At 48.3% G+C, this 24,418-nt stretch carries 25 protein-coding genes; 9 read left to right on the forward strand and 16 right to left on the reverse strand.

Going from position 1 to position 24,418, the window contains the following annotated elements; all coding sequences use genetic code 11:
* Positions 1–55: 55 nt before the first annotated feature.
* Entirely contained in the window at positions 56–391 is a 336-nt protein-coding gene (locus HMPREF2952_RS05115) for a hypothetical protein (RefSeq protein ID WP_004519367.1), read from the forward strand.
* A gap of 208 nt (positions 392–599) precedes the next feature.
* Here the strand turns inward: HMPREF2952_RS05115 and clpX are convergent, their stop codons facing one another.
* Positions 600–1,865, reverse strand: coding sequence for an ATP-dependent Clp protease ATP-binding subunit ClpX (clpX, locus tag HMPREF2952_RS05120; RefSeq protein ID WP_070695339.1), 1,266 nt, complete (start codon positions 1,863–1,865; stop codon positions 600–602).
* Positions 1,866–2,154: 289 nt separating this feature from the next.
* On the opposite strand from clpX, the gene HMPREF2952_RS05125 reads away from it, so the two are divergent.
* On the forward strand, positions 2,155–3,087 hold the full coding sequence (locus HMPREF2952_RS05125) for a serine hydrolase (protein WP_063068055.1): 933 nt from the start codon (positions 2,155–2,157) through the stop codon (positions 3,085–3,087).
* 108 nt (positions 3,088–3,195) lie between these two features.
* Entirely contained in the window at positions 3,196–3,969 is a 774-nt protein-coding gene (locus tag HMPREF2952_RS05130; protein WP_004519369.1) for a M48 family metallopeptidase, read from the forward strand.
* A gap of 63 nt (positions 3,970–4,032) precedes the next feature.
* Here the strand turns inward: HMPREF2952_RS05130 and HMPREF2952_RS05135 are convergent, their stop codons facing one another.
* Positions 4,033–4,527 carry a DMP19 family protein gene (locus HMPREF2952_RS05135; protein WP_039862028.1) on the reverse strand — a complete coding sequence of 165 codons (495 nt, stop codon included), beginning with the start codon at positions 4,525–4,527 and terminating at the stop codon, positions 4,033–4,035.
* Between the two features lie 113 nt (positions 4,528–4,640).
* Here HMPREF2952_RS05135 and HMPREF2952_RS05140 point away from each other — a divergent pair, with 113 nt between their 5' ends.
* Both HMPREF2952_RS05140 and HMPREF2952_RS05145 read left to right on the forward strand, forming a co-directional pair.
* On the forward strand, positions 4,641–4,838 hold the full coding sequence (locus HMPREF2952_RS05140) for a zinc-finger domain-containing protein (protein WP_003745781.1): 198 nt from the start codon (positions 4,641–4,643) through the stop codon (positions 4,836–4,838).
* A gap of 3 nt (positions 4,839–4,841) precedes the next feature.
* Positions 4,842–5,198: a hypothetical protein gene (locus HMPREF2952_RS05145; RefSeq protein WP_004519372.1), complete on the forward strand. Its 357-nt coding sequence runs from the start codon at positions 4,842–4,844 to the stop codon at positions 5,196–5,198.
* Positions 5,199–5,204: 6 nt separating this feature from the next.
* On the opposite strand, the gene mutY is transcribed toward HMPREF2952_RS05145, so the two are convergent.
* Positions 5,205–6,239, reverse strand: coding sequence for an A/G-specific adenine glycosylase (mutY, locus tag HMPREF2952_RS05150; protein ID WP_049335426.1), 1,035 nt, complete (start codon positions 6,237–6,239; stop codon positions 5,205–5,207).
* 162 nt (positions 6,240–6,401) lie between these two features.
* Here mutY and HMPREF2952_RS05155 point away from each other — a divergent pair, with 162 nt between their 5' ends.
* On the forward strand, positions 6,402–7,442 hold the full coding sequence (locus HMPREF2952_RS05155) for a zinc-dependent alcohol dehydrogenase family protein (protein WP_070504443.1): 1,041 nt from the start codon (positions 6,402–6,404) through the stop codon (positions 7,440–7,442).
* A 69-nt stretch (positions 7,443–7,511) separates the two neighbouring features.
* Here HMPREF2952_RS05155 and trmA read toward each other — a convergent pair whose 3' ends face one another.
* The 4 genes from trmA to HMPREF2952_RS05175 all read right to left on the reverse strand — a co-directional run bounded on the left by trmA (position 7,512) and on the right by HMPREF2952_RS05175 (position 11,654).
* Positions 7,512–8,597 (reverse strand): tRNA (uridine(54)-C5)-methyltransferase TrmA, encoded by a 1,086-nt coding sequence (trmA, locus tag HMPREF2952_RS05160; RefSeq protein WP_049335430.1) that lies wholly within the window; start codon positions 8,595–8,597, stop codon positions 7,512–7,514.
* Between the two features lie 117 nt (positions 8,598–8,714).
* Positions 8,715–10,217 carry a phosphate acetyltransferase gene (pta, locus tag HMPREF2952_RS05165; RefSeq protein ID WP_004519376.1) on the reverse strand — a complete coding sequence of 501 codons (1,503 nt, stop codon included), beginning with the start codon at positions 10,215–10,217 and terminating at the stop codon, positions 8,715–8,717.
* 474 nt (positions 10,218–10,691) lie between these two features.
* Positions 10,692–11,327: a DUF805 domain-containing protein gene (locus HMPREF2952_RS05170; protein ID WP_004519377.1), complete on the reverse strand. Its 636-nt coding sequence runs from the start codon at positions 11,325–11,327 to the stop codon at positions 10,692–10,694.
* An 18-nt stretch (positions 11,328–11,345) separates the two neighbouring features.
* Positions 11,346–11,654, reverse strand: a complete 309-nt coding sequence (locus HMPREF2952_RS05175) for a hypothetical protein (protein ID WP_003745794.1) — start codon at positions 11,652–11,654, stop codon at positions 11,346–11,348.
* Positions 11,655–11,795: 141 nt separating this feature from the next.
* Between HMPREF2952_RS05175 and HMPREF2952_RS05180 the strand changes: the two genes are divergently transcribed.
* Complete coding sequence (locus HMPREF2952_RS05180) at positions 11,796–12,134, forward strand: helix-turn-helix domain-containing protein (RefSeq protein ID WP_004519378.1); 339 nt, start codon at positions 11,796–11,798, stop codon at positions 12,132–12,134.
* A 101-nt stretch (positions 12,135–12,235) separates the two neighbouring features.
* On the opposite strand, the gene prfA is transcribed toward HMPREF2952_RS05180, so the two are convergent.
* The 5 genes from prfA to HMPREF2952_RS05205 form a co-directional block, all read right to left on the reverse strand.
* Complete coding sequence (gene prfA, locus HMPREF2952_RS05185) at positions 12,236–13,312, reverse strand: peptide chain release factor 1 (protein ID WP_004519379.1); 1,077 nt, start codon at positions 13,310–13,312, stop codon at positions 12,236–12,238.
* A gap of 156 nt (positions 13,313–13,468) precedes the next feature.
* Complete coding sequence (locus HMPREF2952_RS05190) at positions 13,469–14,737, reverse strand: Nramp family divalent metal transporter (protein ID WP_070695340.1); 1,269 nt, start codon at positions 14,735–14,737, stop codon at positions 13,469–13,471.
* A gap of 287 nt (positions 14,738–15,024) precedes the next feature.
* Positions 15,025–15,792 carry a TatD family hydrolase gene (locus HMPREF2952_RS05195; RefSeq protein ID WP_070695341.1) on the reverse strand — a complete coding sequence of 256 codons (768 nt, stop codon included), beginning with the start codon at positions 15,790–15,792 and terminating at the stop codon, positions 15,025–15,027.
* A gap of 13 nt (positions 15,793–15,805) precedes the next feature.
* Positions 15,806–16,789 carry an asparaginase gene (locus HMPREF2952_RS05200; protein ID WP_070695399.1) on the reverse strand — a complete coding sequence of 328 codons (984 nt, stop codon included), beginning with the start codon at positions 16,787–16,789 and terminating at the stop codon, positions 15,806–15,808.
* 84 nt (positions 16,790–16,873) lie between these two features.
* A complete protein-coding gene (locus HMPREF2952_RS05205) occupies positions 16,874–17,536 on the reverse strand; it encodes a DedA family protein (RefSeq protein WP_004519383.1) in 663 nt (220 codons plus the stop codon).
* 249 nt (positions 17,537–17,785) lie between these two features.
* Here HMPREF2952_RS05205 and ubiD point away from each other — a divergent pair, with 249 nt between their 5' ends.
* Positions 17,786–19,264 (forward strand): 4-hydroxy-3-polyprenylbenzoate decarboxylase, encoded by a 1,479-nt coding sequence (gene ubiD / locus HMPREF2952_RS05210; protein WP_049344369.1) that lies wholly within the window; start codon positions 17,786–17,788, stop codon positions 19,262–19,264.
* A gap of 267 nt (positions 19,265–19,531) precedes the next feature.
* On the opposite strand, the gene HMPREF2952_RS05220 is transcribed toward ubiD, so the two are convergent.
* Both HMPREF2952_RS05220 and rpsO read right to left on the reverse strand, forming a co-directional pair.
* Positions 19,532–21,625: an AsmA family protein gene (locus tag HMPREF2952_RS05220; RefSeq protein ID WP_070588331.1), complete on the reverse strand. Its 2,094-nt coding sequence runs from the start codon at positions 21,623–21,625 to the stop codon at positions 19,532–19,534.
* A 178-nt stretch (positions 21,626–21,803) separates the two neighbouring features.
* Entirely contained in the window at positions 21,804–22,073 is a 270-nt protein-coding gene (rpsO, locus tag HMPREF2952_RS05225) for a 30S ribosomal protein S15 (RefSeq protein WP_003679932.1), read from the reverse strand.
* On the opposite strand from rpsO, the gene HMPREF2952_RS05230 reads away from it, so the two are divergent.
* Positions 22,072–22,281 (forward strand): hypothetical protein, encoded by a 210-nt coding sequence (locus tag HMPREF2952_RS05230; RefSeq protein ID WP_039861972.1) that lies wholly within the window; start codon positions 22,072–22,074, stop codon positions 22,279–22,281. The two genes, rpsO and HMPREF2952_RS05230, sit on opposite strands and share 2 nt — an antisense overlap.
* A 3-nt stretch (positions 22,282–22,284) precedes the next feature.
* Here HMPREF2952_RS05230 and HMPREF2952_RS05235 read toward each other — a convergent pair whose 3' ends face one another.
* Together HMPREF2952_RS05235 and nirK are read right to left on the reverse strand one after the other, a co-directional pair.
* A complete protein-coding gene (locus HMPREF2952_RS05235) occupies positions 22,285–23,040 on the reverse strand; it encodes a formylglycine-generating enzyme family protein (RefSeq protein WP_004519388.1) in 756 nt (251 codons plus the stop codon).
* Between the two features lie 173 nt (positions 23,041–23,213).
* A complete protein-coding gene (gene nirK / locus HMPREF2952_RS05240) occupies positions 23,214–24,383 on the reverse strand; it encodes a copper-containing nitrite reductase (protein ID WP_004519389.1) in 1,170 nt (389 codons plus the stop codon).
* Between the last annotated feature and the right edge of the window lie 35 nt (positions 24,384–24,418).

Raw genomic sequence — 24,418 nt, forward strand, 5'->3', positions numbered from 1 at the left:
CTGTATCTCCCGTTTAACGGTAAACCATAAAATCAAAATTTAGGAATATACAATTATGAAAACTTTATTGATCGCTCTTGCAACCGGTAGCCTGATGTTGGCAGCTTGTTCTTCTTCCAAACCTGCTGAAGAAGCGGCAGCGCCACGCGTCACTGTTGAAGAAGCAATGACCCAATGCCAACAGGCATCTGGTGAAAATGCTGACCGCGCTGTGTTTGACGCCTGCATGAAAGACAAAGGCTATCAACGTACCGCTGAATCAGCTGCTTCCGAGCCTGCTGCCTCTGAACCTGTAGCAGCGCCTGAGGCTGTTACTCCTGAAGCTGCCGCATCCGAGCCTGCTGCTAAAGCCGCTCCTGCAAAAAAAGCTGCTAAAAAAGCAAAAAAATAAGCTTCATAAAATTCAAGGAAGTCACTCTCATCAATACTCCGGATGAAGACAGACTTAGAGCAACTTGAAAACAAAGGCCGTCTGAATATGTTTCAGACGGCCTTTGTTTTTTTATGTATAAGGGCATTATTAGGAAATATGGTTTTGGTTTTATTAAGAAAATAAAAAAGACGTGTAACGGGTACACGTCTTTTTCGGAGAATAAACCTTATTGCTTATATTCGCTGCCGTCTTCACGGAAAAGTTTTGGCTGTTCGCCTTTTTCCACGACCTCTTTATTGATGACGACTTTTGCTACGTCTTTCAAATCTGGTAGAGTGTACATGGTGTCTAAGAGGCAACGTTCGACGATAGAGCGCAGGCCGCGCGCACCTGTTTTGCGTTCCATTGCTAGTTTGGCGATGCTGCGCAAAGCATCTTCTTCAAACTCAAGGCCGACATCTTCCATTTCAAACAAGGTTTGATATTGTTTGACCAAGGCATTTTTCGGCTCGGTCAAAATGTTGACTAAAGCATCTTCGTCCAATTCTGTCAATGTAGCAATCACGGGCAGACGGCCGATAAGCTCGGGAATTAAACCGAATTTAATCAAATCTTCAGGCTCGACTGTCTCAAACAGAGCTGAAATATCGGCGTTTTCATCTTTACTGTGCACCGCCGCACCAAAGCCGATACCGCCTTTTTCAGTACGTTGACGGATGACTTTTTCCAAGCCGGCAAATGCGCCACCACAAATAAAGAGGATGTTGGTGGTATCAACGTTGATGAATTCTTGGTTCGGATGTTTGCGGCCGCCTTGAGGGGGAACGCTGGCTACCGTGCCTTCAATCAGTTTCAGCAAGGCTTGTTGCACGCCTTCGCCAGATACGTCGCGCGTAATGGACGGATTGTCGCTTTTGCGTGAAATTTTATCGATTTCATCGATATAAACGATGCCGCGCTGGGCTTTTTCAACGTCAAAATCACATTTACCCAAAAGTTTGGTGATGATTTGTTCGACGTCTTCACCGACATAACCGGCTTCGGTTAAAGTTGTGGCATCCGCCATGACAAAAGGTACATCCAGTTTGCGCGCCAAAGATTGCGCCAACAAGGTTTTACCTGAGCCGGTAGGGCCGATGAGCAGGATGTTGGATTTGGACAATTCAACCTTGCCCTCTGCTTTTGGATGGCGCAGGCGTTTGTAGTGGTTGTAAACCGATACTGCCAACGCTTTTTTTGCGTGTTCCTGACCGATAACGTGGTCGTTGAGGTTGGCAACGATTTCGGCCGGGGTAGGCAGTTTTTTCTCGGTGTTTTCTTCTTTTGCTTTGGCAAGCTCGTTTTCAATTTCGCCGGATTCGTTGTCTTGCAGCATCATGCCGCAAGTTTCTACACATTCGTTGCAGATGAAGGCGTGTTCGCCTTCGATCAGATTTTTAACGTCGTTTTCGGACTTCCCGCAAAATGAACAGGTGCGTTTTTCTTCAGACATAATAATTTCTTCGTATGGTTGTATGGAGGCTGTGTTGTAAAGGGGGAACAGATATTTCGGGCGTATTGCCGGATTGAGGGAATGCCTCTGACAAGGGAGCCTAAGTATAATGACTATCTTGTGTTTTTTCAAATCAGAGCAGGCATTGCGCCGTATCGTCTAAGAAACAGATGAGGGCGCTGGATTTGAATATCTCGCAAACAAACGCAAAGTTTTCTCAACTCGCTTTACAATTAGCGAAAAATTTAACAGAATGTTGAATTAAATGTATTTTTTTGAATTGGCAGATATGAAATTCTATAAAACTTTAGGAATGGTATGGACAGGTGTGGCATTGGCTTTTGCTTCCGCGCCTGCCGTTGCCGATGATATGGATGTATTGGGACAATTTTTGGAGCAAAATTTCCCAGTGCAAAATGACCCGATGGAAGCTTTTGCGTTGAGTCATGCCGACCAAGTCGAAGCTCAAGCCGCTTTGGCCGGTCCTCTGCTTTCTTCGCAATCTGCTTTGATTTTCAATAATAAAACCGGTGAAGTGCTGTATCAGAAAAACCCTGATCGTGTCATGCCGATTGCTTCTATTTCCAAATTGATGAGTGCGATGGTGGTTTTGGATGCGCATCTGGATATGAACGAGCCGATCACGATTACCGAGGCTGAAATCGACCGTCTGAAAGGTACGGGCAGCCGCTTGAGCATCGGCACGACGCTGACACGCGGCGAATTGTTGCATTTGAGCCTGATGAGCAGTGAGAACCGTGCCACTCATGCATTGGGCCGTACTTATCCGGGCGGTATGAGCGCGTTTGTTGCGGCAATGAATGCCAAAGCGCAAAGCCTGGGTATGACCAGCAGCCGTTTCTATGAGCCTACCGGTTTGAATTTCCAAAACGTTTCAACTGCGCGTGATTTGAACCGCATGGTTGCGGCAGCCAGCAAATATCCGCTGATCCGTAAAAATTCGACTTCAAATTACGGCTCGGTTTGGACGGCAAACGGTCGTCAAAACTACAAAAACTCCAATGCCTTGGTGCGTGAGGGCAGCTGGAATATTGAATTGCAGAAAACAGGCTATATTCGTGAAGCAGGACGTTCTATGGTGGTTAAGGCCAATGTGCAGAATCAGCCGATTACCATTGTGTTGCTCAACTCTCCGTCTTCCACAACCCGCGTGAACGATGCGCGTAAGATTGAGTCTTGGATGCTGCAGCGCCGTTCTTAAATATTACGCTTAAAGGCCGTCTGAAACCGTTCAGACGGCCTTTTGTGTAAAGTGTATTAAATTTGGGTACAATGTCGTTACATTAACTTAAAAACACAGAGAGAAAACATGTTGAAAAAATGGAATAAAAAATATTGGGCCGGCATGGGCGTGATTTTGGCGTTGACCGGCTGTACTTCTGTAGCGGATATGGTTGGCTACGATACTGCGACTTTAAATGAAGACGCGGCTAAAAGTTATTCACAAGTCATTCAAAAAGCGCGTGGTCAAAAAGCTTTGGATGTTTCCTCTCCAACTGCTCAACGTGTTCAACGTGTGTTTGCACGTCTGCGTCCTCATGCTGAGCGCGCTAACAAAACCGGTGTGCCTTTCAATTGGCAGATGAACGTTATCCGCAGTGATGAAATGAATGCATGGGCAATGCCGGGAGGTAAAATGGCCGTGTACACCGGCATAGTAGAAAAATTGAAGCTGACGGATGCTGAAATTGCCGCCGTTGTCGGCCATGAAATGACCCATGCTCTGTTGGAGCACAGTAAAAAAGCTTTGGGCGGGCAAGTATTGACCGGCTTGGGTGGTTCGATTTTGGCCAGCTCAACCGGTGTAGATGGTGATTTGGTTGGCTTGGGAGCAGATTTGTTGGCAACCAAACCGTTCTCACGCCATCAGGAAAGCGAAGCGGATGCCGGCGGTGTGCGTTTGATGGCTGAAGCAGGCTACAACCCTGAGGCTGCGGTAAGCGTGTGGGAAAAAATGAACAAAGTACATGGCGGCAGCTCATTGTCTATTTTGTCGACCCACCCGACCAATCAGGCGCGTATCAATGCAATCCGCAAAATGTTGCCTGAAGTAATGCCGATTTATCAGAAAAACAAACGTTAATTCGATGTATTGATGATTTTGCCGGTTTGAACAGATGATTCAAACCGGCAAAGTTTTATGGTTTCAGCCTGACAGTTTGGCAAATTTATCCCAATTTGCCTGAACGTAGGCTGCCGCAATTTCCAAGTCTTCGTCGGCAACGTCATAATAATCGCCGTCAAGCTCTTCAAAATCGGGAAAAGCTTTGCGGATTTCGTCGAAATCCCTTTGCTCGTCTGCCATTTTTTCAATGGCTTCGCCGTGTTTTTCGTACAGGGCTTTGGCTTTGTCTAAGATTTTCGGTATCGGCTTGATGCGCCAGCAGCGCAGGCTGTCGGTAACAGGATTGCCAAAGATGTATTCTCCGTATCCTGAAGCGATAAGCTGTACGAAGCCGCCTTCTTGAACTTGGCTGTCGAGGTAGCAAAGGGCGGTCAATGTATGCTGTTCGTCGTTGAGGCCGGACATTTCCTCGTCGCCTGCCTGTTCGGTGTGATCCAAATAGGCTGCGCTGAGTGTATAAAGAAATGAAGCGGAATCGGAAGTATCGAAATCTTGAAGGCGGAGCAGGGTAGTCATCATCATCAAAGGCCGTCTGAAAAAAGTGATTATATAATGTTTTCAGTCTGAACCTATCGGCCGTTTTGCTTTACAATATTGGAAGATAAGAAAACATAGTGAGGAACCAAACCATGAGTACACAGTCTGAAAAAAACGTTGTAGTCATCAAGCCGCAGGATTTGCCGCTGCATTGCTCCGGCCCTAATCATGAAACATGGAACGGCCATCCGCGCGTGTTCTTGCCGATTCAGTCCAACAGTGAGATTGAATGCCCGTATTGCGGCACTTATTATCGTCTTGATGGCGAGATTCCGCATCACCATTACTGATCTATGCCTATGTTGAACAAAGTCATCTGCGCTTTGTGCCTGAGTTTGTGCGCTGCGTGCGGCTCGTATAAGGCCGTGCGCCCTGACGCGCCGTTACCAGTCATTGCACAGGCGCAGACGTATTCTGTCCGTTATCAATCCGCACAAGGTCGGACGATTACTGCAATTTATATCAACAGCCACAGCCCGATGATGGTTGAGCTGCGTGAAGGCAATACGGTTGAGAAACTGGTGCAAGTCCGCTTGCGCAGTCAGGGTGTCGAGTACGCCAATCCAAGCTCGCGTTGGCAGATTGGCGATGGGTTTGCCGTACTGATTCGCGGTGGGAAAGAAGTTGTATTTAAAGAGATTGTGGAATAGAGCGGTTTAGCCTTTAGCCAAATATTTGATTAAAGGTTTGGGCAAGCCATAATCCGCCAAATGTTCCGATGATACCCAAAGGCCGTCTGAAAGATGTTCAGACGGCCTTTGTTGCGTCTGAAAAGGGGTAATCATCAATAAGCGGTGGGTCAGGCGGTGGGTAAACGTGGATTGTTCTTCAAGGCCGTCTGAAACAATGCCGAAGCGCTCGGCATAAGCATACAAATCGTCTAATTTTTCAAAACAGGGCACGCAATACAGACCGCCCCAAATGCCTTTGGCAGGGCGTTTTTCAAGCAATAATGCGCCGTCAGTATTATGAATAATCAACCAGTAAAGCGGTAGGGTTTGCACTTCGGGAGCGGTTTTTTTACGGGGCAGCTCGTCAATGCGGTTTTGTTTTTTTGCTTCGCAGATGTCTGCCATAGGACATTGATGGCACAAAGGTTTTGTCCGTTTGCAGACGGTTGCGCCCAAATCCATCAGCCCTTGTGTATAGGCAGGCATATCGGCGTTTTCAGACGGCATCAGGCTTTCGGCAAGCGTCCAAAGCGAGTTTTCAAATTTTTTGTCTTGCGGATTGCCGTCTTGGGCAAAAACACGGCAGAGGACGCGTTTGACGTTGCCGTCCAAGATGGTTTCGCGTCGGTTGAAAGCAAAGGCAGAAATGGCGGCGGCAGTACTTCTGCCTACGCCGCAGAGCGTTTCCAAGTCTTTGCGTTCGGATGGAAAGATACCGCCGAATTGTCCGACGACTTGTTGCGCGGCTTTGTGCAGATTGCGTGCGCGGCTGTAATAGCCCAAGCCTGCCCACAAGGATAAAACCTCGTCTTGCGGCGCGGCGGCAAGCGATTGCACGGTTGGGAATTTGTCTAAGAAACGCGGATAGTAGTCCAATACGGTAGCAACCTGCGTTTGTTGGAGCATGATCTCTGAAAGCCAGACGGAATAAGGGTCTTTGACCTGCCAAGGCAAGTCGTGACGGCCGTGTTGGCGCTGCCAATCGATGAGTCGTCGTGCGAAGGATGTGGGTGTGTTCATTAATATTTACTTTTTAGTTATTTATTTTTAAAACAGCATGTTACAGCATAACATGCAAAATAATAATCAGGATTGACTTATCAGGTGGAGGGGTATATAAATATAGTTAATGTGGATTTACGCTGTATTGTTAAAGTTTATTAACCGCTCAAGGAGATTCACATGAAAGCAATGGTTTATCATGGCGCAAACGACATCCGTTTCGAAGAAAAACCCCGCCCTCAAATTATCGATCCGACCGATGCAGTCGTCAAAATCGTTAAAACCACGATTTGCGGTACTGACTTGGGTATTTGGAAGGGTAAAAACCCTGAAGTTGCCGACGGTCGTATTCTCGGTCATGAGGGCATCGGTATTGTAGAAGAAGTCGGCGACGCTGTAAAAAACATCAAAGTCGGTGATAAAGTCATTATTTCATGTGTCAGCAAATGCTGTACTTGCGACAACTGTAAAATCCAACTTTATTCACACTGCCGCAACGGCGGTTGGATCTTGGGCTATATGATTGACGGCACGCAAGCCGAATACGTCCGTACGCCTTATGCAGACAACAGCTTGGTTCCGCTGCCTGACAACGTCAACGAAGAAGTTGCTCTGCTGTTGAGCGATGCCTTGCCTACCGCCCACGAAATCGGCGTGCAATATGGTGATGTGAAACCTGGCGATACCGTATTCATCGCCGGTACCGGCCCTGTCGGTATGTCTGCATTGCTGACTGCGCAACTGTATAGCCCTGCCGCCATCATTGTTTGCGATATGGACGAAAATCGCTTGAAACTGGCGAAAGAATTGGGCGCGACCCATACCATCAACCCTGCTTCCGGCGATGTGAGCAAGCAAGTTGCCGCTATCGTCGGCGAAGATGGCGTAGATTGCGCCATCGAAGCGGTCGGTATCCCTGCGACTTGGAATATGTGCCAAGACATCGTGAAACCTGGCGGCCATATTGCTGTGGTTGGTGTACATGGTCAATCCGTTGATTTTAAACTGGAAAAACTGTGGATTAAAAACCTTGCCATTACTACCGGCCTGGTTAACGCCAATACTACCGAAATGCTGATGAAAGCCATTTCCAGCAGCTCAGTGGATTACACCAAGATGATGACCCACCATTTCAAATTCAGCGAATTGGAAAAAGCTTACGATGTATTCAAACACGCTGCTGAAAACCAAGCCATGAAAGTGGTTTTGGAAGCGGATTGATTTGAAAATCACTTAATATGCCGTTAATTAAAGGCCGTCTGAACATTCAGACGGCCTTTTTGTATGGTTTTATTTTTTCTTCTTCAACCAAACGCCGCTTTCGATATGGTGGGTAAATGGGAATTGGTCGAACAGGGCGGCGCGTTCGATGGTATGGGTTTGACAGAGCGTGTCGAGGTTGGTGCGCAGGGTCTCAGGATTGCAGGAAATATAGAGGACGTTGTCGAATTGGGCAACTAATTTGAGCGTCTCATCATCAACACCAGCGCGTGGAGGATCAACGAAAATGGTTGAAAAATCATAGTTTTTCAAGTCGACGCCTTGTTCTTGCAGGCGGCGGAATTCACGGTTTTGCGTGTAGGCCTCGGTAAATTCTTCCGCAGACAGACGAGCGATTTTGAGATTGGTAATTTGGTTGGCTTCAATATTCCATTGGGCGGCGTTGACGGAAGTTTTGGAAACTTCGGTTGCCAGCACCTGATTGAAATGTTGCGAAAGCGGCAGGGTGAAATTGCCGTTACCGCAGTACAGCTCAAGCAGGTCTTTGCCTAAGTTTTGCGCGGCATCACACGCCCAAGTCAGCATTTTTTGGCACACTTGGGCATTGGGTTGGGTAAAGCTGCCCTCGATTTGACGATAGCGGAAGGTCTTGCCGTTGACTTCCAATGCTTCGGTCACAAAATCTTGGCTCAATACGATTTTTTGTCCGCGGCTGCGGCCGATGATATGAATGCCCAAATTGTGCGCCAGCTCTTGCGCGGCTTGTTGCCATGCGTCGTTCAGCTTCTTGTGGTAAATCATGGTCACCAGCATTTCGCCGCTTAAAGTGGATAAAAATTCGACGGCGTACCAGCGGTTTTTCAGTTCGGGATGATTGGACGCGGCTTCAATCAGTTTCGGCATCAAGGCATTGATGGATTTGGACGCGGCAGGAAATTGGTCGCAACGGATCAGGCTTGCCCCACTTGCCTTTTGCCCGCGCTCAAACATGGCATAAAACATTTCGCCGCCTTCATGCCAGATGCGGAACTCGGCACGCATTCTGTAATGCTGTTCCGGAGATTCAAAGACTTCGATTTCAGGAAAATCCAGTCCTTGGAAAAGTTGCTGAAGATATTGCTTTTTGTCGGCTAGTTGTTGCTGGTAGGCAGTCATTGGGGCAGTCTTTCAGAAAATAATGGCGAATTATAATATAGTTGGCGCAAATATACGAAAGGCCGTCTGAAACATCGGTTTCAGACGGCCTTTGATTTCAAAGCATCAGCTTGTCAATCAGCCTTGCATTTGTTTGGCTTGAACGGCAGTCAGGGCGATGGTGAAGACGATGTCTTCAATCAATGCGCCGCGGGACAAGTCGTTAACCGGTTTACGCAAACCTTGCAACAACGGGCCTACGCTCAGGACGTTGGCGCTGCGTTGTACGGCTTTGTAAGTACAGTTGCCGGTATTGAGGTCTGGGAAAACTAAAACGGTTGCTTGACCGGCAACAGCGCTGCCCGGAGCTTTGGATTGGCCGATAGATGGAACGGTAGCCGCATCGTATTGCAACGGGCCTTCGATGGCCAAATCAGGGCGTTTTTCATTAGCCAGTTTGGTTGCTTCTATCACTGCATCGACATCAGGGCCGCTGCCTGAGTTGATGGTAGAGTAGGAAATCATGGCCACTTTGGGATCGATACCGAAGGCTTTGGCGCTGTCGGCAGATTGGATGGCGATGTCGGCCAGTTGTTCCGGAGTTGGGTTCGGGTTAACCGCGCAGTCGCCGAATGCCAAAACTTGGTTAGGCAGCAACATGAAGAATACGCTGGATACGAGGCTTGCACCCGGAGCGGTTTTAATCAGTTGCAGGGCAGGACGGATGGTGTTGGCAGTAGTGTGGACTGCGCCGGAAACCAAACCGTCTACGTCGTTTTGAGCCATCATCATGGTACCGAGTACGACGGTATCTTGCAGCTGTTTGCGTGCATCTTCAGGAGTCAGGCCTTTGGATTTGCGCAATTCGCACATTGGCTCAACGTATTGCTCAACCAAAGAAGCTGGATCAATGATTTCTAAAGAATCAGGCAGGGAGATGCCACGCTCTTTCGCTACGGCTTCAACTTCTTCGCGGGTAGCCAACAGTACGCAACGGGCGATGCCTTTTTCGTGACAGATAGCGGCAGCGGCGACGGTGCGTGGTTCTGCGCCTTCAGGCAGAACGATGCGCATATCGGCTTTGCGTGCGAAATCGATCAGGTTGTAACGGAATTGGGCTGGAGACAGACGTTTGGCTTCGCGTTTGGCCAAAGCGGATACGTCTTGCAGTTTGTCGCTGGAGCCGAAGAAAGTCAGGCCGGTTTGCTCGGCAACTTGTGCGCCTAAAGCAGCGGCTGCGCCGTCAATGATAAAGCCTTCCAATAAGCCCGGGGAGTTGGTGTAGAGCTGTTTGGTGAGGTTTAATTGTTGGGCAACGGCAGCTGCGTCGGTGTTGTCGGATTTCAGCGCCAATACAACGCCTGCGTCCAAAGACAGCGCCAATTCGACGTTTTTGCCTGCCAAGAACAATTTGTCCGCATCAGGAGTGATGCCTTCGATAACGAGGTTATCTGCGTTCAATGCTGCAACTTTACCGACAAGCGCGTCAAACCAGTCGTCGCTCTTGCCTTGAGCCAACAGGGCTTCTGTAGTGGAGTCAACGGCTTGGAAAACTTGCGCATTCAATGCCGCTGCAAATGCTTTTGCCGCTGCATCGGCGCTCAGGCCGGTAGATACCGGTGCGATCAGGATTTTTGCCATTTTGTGTCCTCTCTTTCGGTGATTGTAGAAGGGTGTTGCTGTGGCGCAGCTGGTGCTGCATTTTATCACTTTGGGATAACATATATACGGTCATATTGACATATGTCATCAGGCCGTCTGAAAAGTATAAACGCAATGGACCAAATCCATCAATCCCCCATTGCTGCAAAAGCTCGGCTTGATGCTCGGCAATCAGGGCATCATGATTTTCTCTAAAAGTGTCAGTTTATATATTTACTCAAAATAAATATTTTTTAATTTTAAAAAAGATCGAACTATTTTAAATATACTGTTCATAGGGGAAATTCTGGTATTCAGGTAATTTAGAAATGGAGATCAGTGATTGAAGGTTAAGTCATAATTTTTGGAAGTATTAGAGTATCAGTAAAATAGAAATGAGTAAGACAAAGTTTGATTAATTCATTGGGAAAGGCCATCTGAAATTTTTGTTTCAGATGGCCTTACTCTAGAAGGTTAGTTTTCAGGCATACTACCCCATTGATTATCCCCATTGAAGGATGGTTGGCACATCAAAACAATTAGCCAGATTGGGCCAATAATAGGAATAAGTATAATGAGAAACCACCAACCTGATTTTCCTATATCATGGAGACGTCGAATAACGACAGATAAAGATGGAATAATTACAGCTAGAGCAAATAGGTAATATAGGAGGAAGAAAATATCTCCAAGACTTCTGCTAATTTCAGACATTATTATTGCGACAATAAAAATGGAAAAATCTGCAATTATTCTAAAGAGTGTATATCCCCAAAATTCTCGTTTGGATGCTCTCCCTGAAAATTGTGCATAACGTTTAGATAGCGTTTCCAAAAATAAGGCAAACAGTGATAATTGTCCATTTTCATTTCTGGATTGCGCCACAGTATTGAATGCATTTACGACATTATTAGATGAACTGCTATTTAGTGCCTTGTAAATACCAATAGCCTGACCATCTCCATTAATATCAAAATCAACATTCATGCCTCGAGTAGGAATGTTTTGTTCTTTCCATTCTTCGCTTTTAAATGGATAACGCTTACCATCCTCCCCGTTGATCAGACCACCACCGTTTTGAATTGAAAAGTCTAAAATTTGTCCCTTCATTTGTATCACTCCTAATATTTAATTGATTTCTAAGTAGAAACTACTTTTATCTTTATTCTGCCATTTGATTGAGTAAGTGATGTTTTCACTTCCTTTTGTTGTGGTCAATTTGGCAGAACATACTCTTATTTCGGCATCATGATTAACGGCAGTTTCTTCCACATCATCCAATGAAACAAATTGACCTAAAAGAAATGAGCGTTGGTTAATGATTTTTTTAACCAAATCTTCTGCATCACTTGAACCGCATGAAGGTAAGCCCCCCATACAACCAGTTAATAACATCACTGGTAAAATCCCAGCAAAGAGATAGTGTTTAATTTTCATTTGGTCACCTCAAGATTTAAAGTTTCATAAAAATGGAAAAGTACAGTAAAACTGTATGAAGTATTGCATTTAAGTATTTTTATGTCAAGAAGTACAGTAATACAATTTTAATTGAATCTATTTCTCTCTAATATCTTTTGCATGAATATAAGTCGTGCAATTAGATTTTTGAGAAAACAAAAAGGTTGGACACAGCAGCAACTTGCTGATTTTGCAAATACTTCGAAAAGTAATATCTCCAATCTTGAGAATGGTAATCAAGGATACAGTGAGGCTATCTTAAAATATCTTGCTGATGCATTGGGATGCCGTGTTTCGTCTATTTTTCTGCTAGCAGAATACTTGGAAAGACAGCAAAACAATACATTAAAGGATTTAGAAGAAATGCCGGTCGAACTGATTTTTTTACAACTTCCGGAACCTTTACAACAGTCTTTTAAATTATTGATGATCCAGACCTTGGAGCAAATCTCAAAATAAATACTGTTTTATAGGTTTGTTTGTTTTTAAATAAAAGCCGTCTGAAATGTAAATTTCAGACGGCTTTTATATTGGTAATGATGATCAGAGTGAGGCAAATATCAATCCCCCATTGCCGCCAAAAGCTCGGCTTGATGCTCGGCAATCAGGGCATTGGTAATTTCTTCCAAATCACCGTCCATTACAAAATCCAGCTTGTGCAGGGTAAGGTTGATGCGGTGGTCGGTCACGCGGCCTTGTGGGTAGTTGTAGGTGCGGATGCGCTCGCTGCGGTCGCCGCTGCCGATGAGGGATTTGCGTTCGGCGGCTTCTTTGGCTTGGGCTTCGCGTTTTTGCGCGTCGTTTAAGAGGGCGGCGAGGACTTTCATCGCCTGCGCTTTGTTGGCGTGTTGGCTGCGGCCGTCTTGGCATTCGACCACCATGCCGGTGGGCAGGTGGGTAATGCGGACGGCGGAGTCGGTTTTGTTGATGTGCTGACCGCCTGCTCCGGATGCGCGGAAGGTGTCGATGCGCAGGTCGGCGGGGTTCAACTCGATGTCTTCCAGTTCGTCCGCTTCGGGCATGACGGCGACGGTGCAGGCGGAGGTGTGGATACGGCCTTGGCTTTCGGTGGCAGGGACGCGTTGCACGCGGTGGCCGCCCGATTCAAATTTCAGACGACTGTACGCACCGAGTCCGATAATGCGGGCGATGACTTCCTTATAACCGCCCAACTCGCTTTCGTTGGCGGAAACGATTTCGACCTGCCAGCGGTTGCGCTCGGCGTAGCGGCTGTACATGCGCAGCAAATCGCCTGCAAACAGCGCGGCTTCGTCGCCGCCTGTTCCGGCGCGTACCTCGATGAAGATGTTTTTGTCGTCGTCGGCATCTTTGGGCAGCAAGAGTTTTTGCAGTTCGGTATCGAGCGTGTCGATTTTGGCTTTCGCCGCTTCGATTTCTTCGGCGGCAAAGTCTTTCATTTCGGGGTCGGAAAGCATTTCTTCGGCATCCGCCAAGTCGCTTTGCGCCAGTTGATAGTTTTGGAACACTTCGACCACGGGGGTCAATTCGGCGTGTTCGCGCGTGAGCTTGCGGTAGTTGTCCATATCGGACGTGGCTTCGGGCTGTCCGAGCAAATGCGTGACTTCTTCCAGTCGGTCGCTGAGTTGTTGTAGTTTTTCTAAGATAGACGGCTTCATAAATTTTCCAAAATACGGATGCCGTCGAGTGGTCTGCAACGGCGAAATAAGGCGTTATTATAATGGGTTTGAATGAAAATTCAAAAAGATATGATGGATTGGAAAGGCCGTCTGAAACCTGTTTTGAAGTTTCAGACGGCCTTTTTTCATATGTGCTTATTTAGGCGCAGCCAAGATACCTGTTTGGTTCAGCAGGAACAAAACGGTAAAGCCGGTCAAATAAATCAAACCGATAATGGCGAGGAAGTTCATGCCCATGGTCAGTTTGTGGCGTTTGTCGCCTTTGACGAGGCGGTAGTTCAACCAAGCGAACACTGGGGCGGCAACGAAAGCGGTAATCATGGCGAATTTGAGCAGCTCCGCCATTGCGCTGTTGAACCAGAAAATCACGGCCAAGCCTGAACCTGCGACCCAAATATTCCAAGCAAACAATTCGGCATTGCCGGTTTTGTCTTTACCGCGCAGCAGGCGTACCGGTTCGGCAATCGCGCGGGCGTAGCCGTCTACTACGGTAATCGTCGTGCCGTACATGCAGGCAAAGGCGATAAATGCCACCAGCGGACGCGACCAGTCGCCGATGGTCACAGCGTACATATTAATCAGTTGGCCGACATATTTGCCGCCCGCCATTTGCACTTCTTCGCCGTTGCCATATTGGACATATGCACCCAAGGCGAGGAAGACAACCGCCAAAATTGCGCTGGTAATGTAGCCGACGTTGAAGTCAAAAATGCCGTCGCGGTAGCTGGAAGGGTTGATGCGTTGTTTTTCGGTAACCCACAAAGAGTTGATGGCGGAAATTTCAATCGGTGCAGGCATCCAGCCCATCAGCGCGATGAGGAAGCCCAAGCCTGCCAGTGTCCACGGGGTAGGCTCGATAAAGTCGGGTTTCATCTGCATGCCGCGAGACATGGCCACGGCGGCTGCGGCGACGGTGGCGATGGTCAGGCTGACGATGATGATTTTGGAAACGTTGTCCAATGCTTTATAGCGGCCGCTTGCCAAAATCAGCAGGCAGGAAACCATAATCATGACGGACACCATGCCGGCATCGAAAGTCAGCGACGGGATCGCCATTTTGACGATGGCGGCGGTAACGATGGCGACTGCACCGGCATTAATCGTTGCCGATGCAATACACAAAATCAAAAATACCCACAAATAAACGCGGCTTTTTTCGGCATAGCCCTCAATCAGGCTTTTGCCCGTGTCCAGCGTGTAATGTGCGCTGAAGCGGAAAAAAGGGTATTTGAACAGGTTGGTCAGAATGATAATCAGCGCAAGCTGCCAGCCGTAAAGTGCGCCTGCCTGCGTGGAGGCAATCAGGTGCGAGCCGCCGACTGCCGCCGAAGCCATCATGATACCCGGGCCGAGAGCATTGATTTTGCTCTTCCAGGTGGAAGCGTGTGTATGTTGTTCAGCCATAATTAGTTTCCGCCTTTTTCAGACGGCCTTATTATCAATAAAAAGCATATTTTAACGTAAATAAAAAGTTTGCCCAATAATATGCGTAATACTTTTTATCAATCAAAAGGAAAATACGGTGTTAAAAAGCCGAGATGACGGAGTGAACGATATTTTGTGCCAAAAACATTTTTCCAGACGGCCTTGTATCGCTTTTTATTCATGAACATGGGGTAGGGAGGGCTGAGTGTGTCCGTTTGGAAACGGAACGGCCGGGCGAGGCTTTTTGATGCCTTGAGGTCGGCATATTAAGGGGAAATATGGAGCAGGGAATTCACGTTTTGCTCGGTTGCTTCAGCCAGTTGTGCCAGCGGTACGCCGCGTAGTTCGGCGGCAATTTCGGCGATACGACGGATGTTGGCCGGGGTATTGGTTTCGTGGCCGAGCATAAAGGGGCTGTCGGTTTCGAGAACAAAATCCGTGTCATCTAAGGCTTGTAAGGCGGCACGGACTTTTTTGGCATTGGGATTGAGCAGCAGCGAGCCTATGCCGATTTTGAAGCCGAGTTTCACCAAAATCCGCGCTTCTTCTACGCTGCCGGAGAAAGCGTGGACGATACCGCCTTGCGTGAAACCGGCGGTTTTGACGGCGGCGGCAATGGCGGCGGTGGCTTTCAGATTATGGATGATGACGCGGCGGTTGAGGTTTTGGGCGAGGATAAGTTGGCGGATAAAGACGTCGGTCTGCGTGTCGCGTTGCGCTTGGGTTTGCTCTTTGCCATAAAAATCCAAGCCGATTTCGCCAACCCATGCTTGCGGATGCCGGATTAATTCTTTCTCTAACTCTTGGAATGCCGCTTCGTTGAGGCCGTCTGAAAACCACGGATGAATGCCCAAAGCGATATGGATGTTTTCAGACGGCCTTTCCAACTGCATAACGGAGTGCCAATCCTTTGGGGACGTAGCCGGTACGATAAAACGCGCCACACCGGCGGCTTGCGCTTCGGCAAGCACGGCAGGCAGCGTGTTGGCAAGTTTAGGGTCGGCAAGATGACAGTGGGTGTCGGTGAAAGTCATGTTAAATGGCGGTTTACAGCAGATTTAATTGTCGCAATTCTTGTTGCACCTTATCCGCATTCCAGTCATGGGATACGGCAAGGGTCATCAGCGCAGTGGCGGTTTCGAGATTGCATTTGCCACCGTTGATGATACCTGCCTGACGCAAAGCATCGCCTTGGGCATAGACGGCAGCGGCGCAACCTTGCGGTACTTGGCTGATGTTGAGCAGCAATTTGCCTTGTTGCGTAAAGGCTTGGACAGCTCGGACAAACGCATCGTTGCTCGGCGCATTGCCGTGGCCGTAGCTTTGCAGAATCAGGGCTTGGGCGCAAAGGTGGGGCAGGTCGTCTGAAAGTTCTTGCGCGGCATAACCGGGAATCAGCGTGCGGACGGAAACTTTGGCTTCAGGATTTGGAAGACGCGGTTTGAGGCCGTCTGAATGTTGGGTCGGGGCAATATGGATATTGTGCCAACCTTTGTTTTCCTCCCATTCGGCGAGTGCGCCAAAATGCAGGTTGTCAAAACCTGCGGAGGTCTCGGTGCTGACCTTGCTGCTGCCGACGGCGGGGAAGAGCTTGCCGTCAAAGGCAATCGCTACTTGTTTGAGTTTGAGTGAGAAAGCGGAAACGGCGGTGGCAAGGTTGAGCGGCGCATCGCTGTTGGCGGCATCGTAAGGCCATTGCGATCCGGTCAGGATAATAGGTTTGTTCAAACCTTGCAGCGAAAGGGCGAATAGGTTGGCGGTGTATGCCATGGTATCCGTGCCGTGCAACACCAAAATGCCGTCATAGTCAGGCAGCTTGGCGATAATAAGCTCCAACCAGTCGCGTTGATTTTGCAGCGTTACCGCAGAAGAATCGATGAGCGGCTGGCAAACGTGCCATTTGAAATCAAGGCCGTCTGAAAAGGGGGCGAGGGCTTTATCGACGAGTGCGGTATCGGGACGCAGGCCGGCGCTGCTTTGGGTCATGCCGATGGTGCCGCCTGTGTAGAGGACAAAGATTTTTTGTTTCATGGTGTTTCTTTGTTTCATGGTGTTTCTGATGAATGATTGAGGCCGTCTGAAAGAGGGGGAGTGTTTCAGACGGCCTGGAATGATTTATTGATTAGTTTGTTTTTTGGCTTTTGCCGCGCGTTTTTCGTGCAGTTTCTCGCGGAAGAAGGTGTGGCGGCGGTGTTTTCTCCACCAAATCCAGCCGACAATGACTGCGCCGATGCCCAGTACGATAAAGATACCTGATTGCAGGCTGTGCATTTTTTTCATCAGCCAGTCGGTATTGCGTGCGCCGTATTCGCCCAAATAAATCCAAACCGGAACGGAAATCAGTGCGGCCAAACCGTCCATCAGGATGAAGCGCAGGTAGGAAACCTTGCGGCTGATGCCTGCAGTCACGAAAACGGCGGTACGCAGGCCGGGCAGGAAGCGGGCGACAAATAAAACCCAGTTGCCGTATTTGTCGAATTTTTCCTGTACTTGGGCATAGCGTTTGGGCGTCATCACGCGCGCAATCGGTTTGAATTTAAGGATTTTTTGTCCCCAAATCCGGCCGGCCGCAAACATAAAGCCGTCGCCTACCAATACGCCGAGCATGCCGACGGCAAACATAATATGCGAGTTGGTATAACCCAGGCCGGAAATCACACCGCCGGTTACCAGTGTCAAATCTTCAGGAATCGGCACGCCGAAGCCGCAAATAACCAAAACGAAAAACACGGCCGCATAGCCGTATTCAACGAAAAAAGATTCTAAAATTGCAAACATGGCCGCCGTCCCACGATAAATATTGATTGATGACTGGATTAAGTTGGAATTTTACCAAAGATAAGGCCGTCTGAAAGCAATCACAAGCAGATATTGTTTAAATTTGACGGTAGTTTGCAAAAAATCTAGAAATTCGGGCGTGGAAAGTTGGGATTTGAACAGATTTGGCAGGTACAATAGCCGCTGGTTTATCTTTCAAACCCGAAATGGCAGTCTGTTTTCAGACGGACTGTTCAGGAAAATGAAATCATGAAATACAGAGATCTGCGAGAATTTATCGCCGGATTGGAAGCTGATGGCAAACTCAAGCGCATTCAGCATCCGGTGTCGCCGCATTTGGAAATGACCGAAATCGCCGACCGCGTGCTGCGTGCCGAAGGGCCGGCGTTGTTGTTTGAAAACCCGATTAAGCCTGATGGTACGCGTTATGATTATCCCGTCTTGGCGAATCTGTTCGGCACGCCCGAACGCGTGGCACTGGGCATGGGTGCGGACAGTGTGTCCAAGCTGCGTGAAATCGGGCAGACGTTGGCGTATCTGAAAGAACCCGAACCGCCTAAAGGCATCAAAGACGCATTTTCTAAACTGCCGTTGCTGAAAGACATTTGGAGCATGGCGCCGAACGTGGTGAAAAATGCGCCGTGTCAGGAAATCGTGCGGGAAGGTGAGGACGTTGATTTGTATAAACTTCCGATTCAGCATTGCTGGCCGGAAGACGTTGCGCCACTGGTAACGTGGGGCTTGACCGTTACGCGCGGACCAAACAAAAAACGCCAAAATCTCGGTATTTACCGTCAGCAACTAATCGGCAAAAATAAGCTGATTATGCGTTGGCTGTCGCATCGCGGCGGCGCGTTGGATTATCAGGAATTCCGCAAACTCAATCCCGATACGCCGTATCCCGTCGCCGTCGTGCTTGGCTGCGACCCTGCCACCATTTTGGGCGCGGTAACGCCCGTTCCCGATACCTTGAGCGAATACCAATTTGCCGGACTGTTGCGCGGTTCGCGGACGGAGCTGGTGAAATGTATCGGCAATGATTTGCAAGTGCCCGCACGCGCTGAAATCGTGCTGGAAGGCGTCATCCATCCGAACGAAACCGCGTTGGAAGGCCCATACGGCGACCACACGGGCTATTACAACGAGCAGGACCATTTCCCCGTGTTCACGGTCGAGCGCATCACCATGCGCGAAAACCCGATTTACCACTCCACCTACACAGGTAAACCGCCCGATGAACCCGCCGTTTTGGGCGTGGCATTGAACGAAGTGTTCGTACCGCTTTTGCAAAAGCAGTTCCCTGAAATCACTGATTTTTACCTGCCGCCCGAAGGCTGCTCCTACCGCATGGCGGTGGTGAGTATGAAAAAACAGTACGCCGGACACGCCAAGCGCGTGATGATGGGCTGCTGGTCGTTCCTGCGCCAATTTATGTACACCAAATTCATCATCGTGGTTGATGACGATGTGAACGTGCGCGACTGGAAAGAAGTCATCTGGGCGGTCACCACGCGCATGGACCCTGTACGCGACACTGTTTTGGTAGAAAATACGCCCATCGATTATCTCGACTTCGCCAGCCCTGTCAGCGGACTCGGCGGCAAAATGGGTTTGGATGCGACCAACAAATGGCCGGGTGAAACCGACCGCGAATGGGGGCGTGTGATCAAAAAAGACCCTGCCGTTACGGCCAAAATCGATCAGATTTGGGAGCGTTTGGGTTTGTAGATGTCGGATTTATTGGAATTTCTACTTCAAATATTGATGGAAATAATTGGGTCTATGTTTGAGGGTACGGTAGAAATATTGAAGCTCGATTGGAGAAAAAGAAAACTCTCCAAAAAAGGCTTGATAATGTTGGCCATATGGTTTGCCATCATTGTTGCACTGATTGTGTATATGGTCATTCCCCAATAAACATCTTATTCTGACAATGTATCTGTTAAAAGGCCGTCTGAAACTTTTTGGGTTTCAGACGGCCTTTAATTTGAAAATTTAGCGTGGTTTGAGCCACTTCCATTGTTCTTGTATGGTTTCTTGCAGGGCTTTTTGTTTTTCTGCAGGTGTGTTCATGCCATTGGTTAAGCGGCTGTAATCGAGGGTAATGGAAGGGTTTTGTACGGTACCGCCGATTTTGAGGGGAATCGGTTTGTTTTTAGGTTGCAGTACGTTGCTTATAAGCAGGTTTTCCGATAGCTTTTGGGTATTTAAATCGGTATAGCCGCTGCTGACAACGTGCAGGCTGTCAGAAAACAGTTCGGTGTTGATATGATGGCTGATGCCTTTCTCGATTTCGCTATTGAGGATGAAATGATGGAAAGGGGTTTTGAGGTTGCTGTTGTCGATTTTTTCCGAAGAGATGCCGTTTTTCAGAATGCTGTCCATATCGATGCCGTGCCATGCACCGTTGGTAATATCGAGAAGCAGGCTGCCGTTTAAGGCTTGTATCATTTGGGCACGGTCATTGCCGGTAGTTTTAATGTCGATAACGGCGTCGCCGCTGCCGCTGAAGCTGTGGAAACCGAACAGGTCTTGCAGCAGCGGCTGAATTTGTATGCCTTTTGCGTTTTGCTGAAGGTGGTAGGAAGCAGGTTGGGTTGCCGCAATACTCAGGCCTCCCTCGGTTTTGCCGCCATAAAGCCCGGCTTTGAAACGGTGTAGGGCTATATGTTCTTTATCGGCGGTGAGCAGGGATTCGATGTTTTCTAATTGCAGACCGGCAGTTTGAATGCTGCCGATTTGGAGGTTGGCCTCAATGTCGGGCAACCAGGATTTGGCCAGCAGGGAAGGAAGATTCAGTGATGGCTGGGTTTTCAGATCTTCCAAGTAAGGGGTCAGATTGAGTTTTTGTAAGGCGATACCGGCGTCAAGGTGCGGGCGCGGCTGGGCATCGCGTTGGTATTTAAAGGCCAAGGCGAGGGCTTGTCTGTCAAATGCGCCTTTCAGACGGCCTTCCCATGTATTGAGGCTGAAATTGGCCTGTCCTTCGAGTGTACTGATGAATCGGGGGCGGGGAAGGCGGTTGATGGTGTCTTGCAGGGTGCTGAGGTGCAGTTTGGGCGCATCAATGCCTTTGCCTTTTTGCCAAACCAATGGGCTGGAAAAGGTAAAGTTGGTTTGGAGTCGGTCGTTTTTATGGCTGCCTTTGAGTTCAAAATTGGCGGCGGTCAAAACGGTTGCGTAGAGGTTGGCTTTGTCCAGTTTGAATGAACCGTCCCATTGGTTGTTTTCACTGCCGGCGGTCAATGCGCCGTTGAGTGTGTTGAGGTGCAAATAGCCGTTTTTAAACTGCAAGAGGGGCGAGCGTGCGTTGATATGCAAGTTTTGATAGCCGCTTTCAGCTTGCAGATTGAAGTCGCGGAAAAGGGCGGTTTGGTTTTGCCAATTAAGGCTGCCTGCGATTTGGGCATCCAGCTTGTTTTTGAGTAATACGGTTTGCAGGTTTAATTTGAGGGCGGGAACGCTCCAGCCGGCATCATCTTGTACAAGATGGCCGGCCCCTTGCCAACTGATGGGGTTGCCTATGTTTTGCAGTGTGCCGCTGATATCGAATGGACGGCCGTCTGAATCGGCTCTGCGCAGGGAAAATTGCAGATCGTTTAAGGCAATATCTTGTTCTTTATTGTGGTAACGGATGCTGCCGTTATTGATGATGATGCGGTTGAGCTGAAAACTTTCTTTTGACGATGGGTCTTGTTGCAGGCAGGCGGGCAGATGGTGTTTTGAGTCCAGTGTCAGTGTCGGGTTTAAAAGAATCCATTTCTCAAGTATGGGCGCATCCGACCATAGGCTGCTCCAACCAAAGCCCATTTCGGACTCAGCGATGTTCAGCGTCGGCGTGTCAGGTTCGGAAGAGGAAAGGCTGAGGTCTTTTAAAATCAGCGTAGGGCGCGGTAGCCATTTTCTGCTGATATTGGCGTTGTATTTGACTTGGCAGCCATGGGCAGAAAAGTTTTTCTGTATGAATGCGTCGATGTTTTCTGTATTGAATATGCGGAACATTAAGGCACTCAATACCGCCGCGAGGCATAAAAGCACGGCAATGCTGAAAACCAGGGATTTCAGCCAAAATTTTCCTGAGTGCAACATGGAATGAACAGACAATTCAGATTCTCGCTTTGATGGGAGCTTTAAGGAGTGATTGGAAGTTTAAGCCTTGCTGCTTAAGCGTGTGGAAGTATAACACAGAGCGTGGGCCTGTGTTTCAGACGGCATCGGTATGTTAATAAAAAACACCGCCCGAAGGCGGTGTTGATTTAAGCATAAATTATTTACGCAGACCCAGGCGGGTAATCAGTGTACGGTAAGTATCAGGCTGAGTACGACGCAGGTAAGACAATAGGCGACGACGTTGGCTAACCATTTTCAACAGGCCGCGACGGCTGTGGTGGTCTTTAGGGTTGGCTTTGAAGTGAGGAGTCAGGTCGTTGATGCGGAAAGTCAACAGAGCGACTTGTACTTCAGAAGAGCCGGTATCGCCTTCTTTGCGTTGGAAATCTTTAACAATTTGTGCTTTTTGTTCTACGGTCAATGCCATGATGGATAACTCCGAAAATAAAAGAACCTTTTCAGGTTCGGACAAGTTTGCCAAGCCAAACGACCTAAGCAAACTCCTAAGTGCCTTTTTAGAAAGACGGGCGGATTATGCCACAATTTGTCTTTGTGCGCCATATCTTTTCAGACGGCCAAAAAAAGCGGCGATACCTTTCAGTACCGCCAAAGCTGCTTTGGTGATAAAAAACTAAACTTTATTTGCTCGCACAGCGGAAGCCCAAGTTATTTAAAACATATTTGGACTGTAGGCTGGTGCGGATGCCGTAGCGTAAGAATGCCGCATAGTTGGACGGGTCGCTTGAGCCTACGGATGCGCCGCTACAGAACATTTGTGTGTTGGACGAGCCGGCAGAGAGTTGGCTGCTGTTGAAGTCTTCAGTCCATTCCCAAATCAGGCCGTGCATATCGTATACGCCCCAGTAGTTGGGTTTGTTTTTACCGATGTCGTGCAGGCCGTTTCGGCCGCCGTCTGCATACCAATCCAAGATGGTGCGGTTGTAGCCGGGTTCGGCAGAGCCATCTTTTTGAGTGGTAGAAGCCAAGCCTGCAAATTCCCACTCGTCAATAGTCGGCAGGCGTTTGCCTTTGGAAACGCAGTAGGCATTGGCGGCAAACCATGAAACATTAGTTACCGGATGTTTGAGTTCGCTGGCTTTAGGCGCATAACTGTTGCTGCCGTTTTTTACCCAATGTTTCAGGTAAGCTTTTTCAGCTTGTTTGGAGCTGATTTTGTCTTTTTGCCATTGTGGATGTGTTTTCAAAAATTCGGCAAATTCGGCATTGGTTACAGGATATTTGTCAAGTTGGAAGGGTTTGACTTTAATAAGGGAAGTCTCTTTTTTGAGATAGAGAGGGCGATAGCTGCCTCCTTCGATTTTTACCATTTCGGCTGCAAATGTATTGCCGCAGATTAAGGCACTGCCTAAGAGGAGGAGTCGTATGAGTTTCATGGTACGCCCTTATTATCGTTTGAAAACAGAAAATTTATTTTTAAGATAGCCTAATCATAACAAGGCCGTCTGAAAAATCAATCTGTCTGATTGAATAGGAAGATTAATTGTGATGGAAGCCACTGCGACTCTAAGAGAAGAGTAGCAGTGGCTTGGCGTATTAAACCGAGGGATTATTTAGCGGCTTCAGAAGCAGCAGGTGCGGCAGACGCAGCGGCTGGGGCAGAAGCGGCAGCACCGGCAGGTTGGTAAACGGTGTCGCTCAGTTTTTTGGTCATGATTTCAGGGTTTTCGTTACCCTCAACTTTCAATTGACCCAAAGCACCTTTGTTGAACGCACGGAAGATAGAGTGGTCAACTATAGTGTAGCTGCCTGGAATATCGACTTTGAATTCGATCATGGCGGCGCCACCGGCAGGAATCACAGTGCTTTGTACGTTTTCGTTAATCAGTTTACCACCTTCAACATATACTTTGTCGAAGATTTCGCCGATAACGTGGAAAGAAGATACCAAGTTAGGACCACCGTTACCAACGTACATACGAACAGTTTCACCAGCTTTGGCTTTCAGGGCGTTGTCACCGGCGATAGAGCCTACGTGACCGTTGAATACAACGTATTCAGGTTGTTCGGCAATGGCTTTATCCATGTCGAAAGGTTGCAGACCTTGAGCGCCTTTTTTACCTTTAGTATAGAAGTCGCCTTGTACGATGTAGAACTCTTTATCTACTTTAGGCAGGCCTTCTTTAGGTTCAACCAAGATCAAACCGTACATACCGTTGGCGATGTGCATACCTACAGGAGCAACGGCACAGTGGTAAATGTACAAACCGGCTTGCAGAGCTTTAAAGCTGAAAGTAGAAGTGTGGCCTGGGGCAGTGAAAGAAGCTTCTGCACCACCGCCTTGACCGGTAGCAGCGTGGAAGTCAACGTTGTGAGGAACGGTAGAAGAAGGATTGTTAGAGAATTCTACTTCTACGGTATCGCCTTCGCGTACACGGATCATTTGGCCCGGAACGTCGCCGTTGAATGTCCAGTAGTGGTATTCAACACCGTCTTCCATAGTCATGGTTTTTTCGACGGTTTCCATTTTAACGCGTACTTTAGCCGGATGATCGCGATCGATTGCAGGTGGAACTTCCGGAGCGTGAGTCATGATGGCATCGACTACAGGCAATTCTGAAGAAGGAGTCTCGGCAGCAGCTTGTGAGTCAGAAGCAGCAGCAGGAGCTTCGGCAGAAGCGGTGGCAGCCGGAGTTTCAGCTGGTTTAGCAGCTTGTTCGCCGCATGCGGCCAGTGCAAATACAGAAGCGATAAGTGCAGCTAAGGTTTGGCGTTTCATGTTTAAAGTTTCCTTATTGTAAGAAAAGTTAAGTA

Source organism: Neisseria sp. HMSC068C12 (assembly GCF_001814095.1).
In the GTDB taxonomy this organism is placed as follows: domain Bacteria; phylum Pseudomonadota; class Gammaproteobacteria; order Burkholderiales; family Neisseriaceae; genus Neisseria; species Neisseria perflava.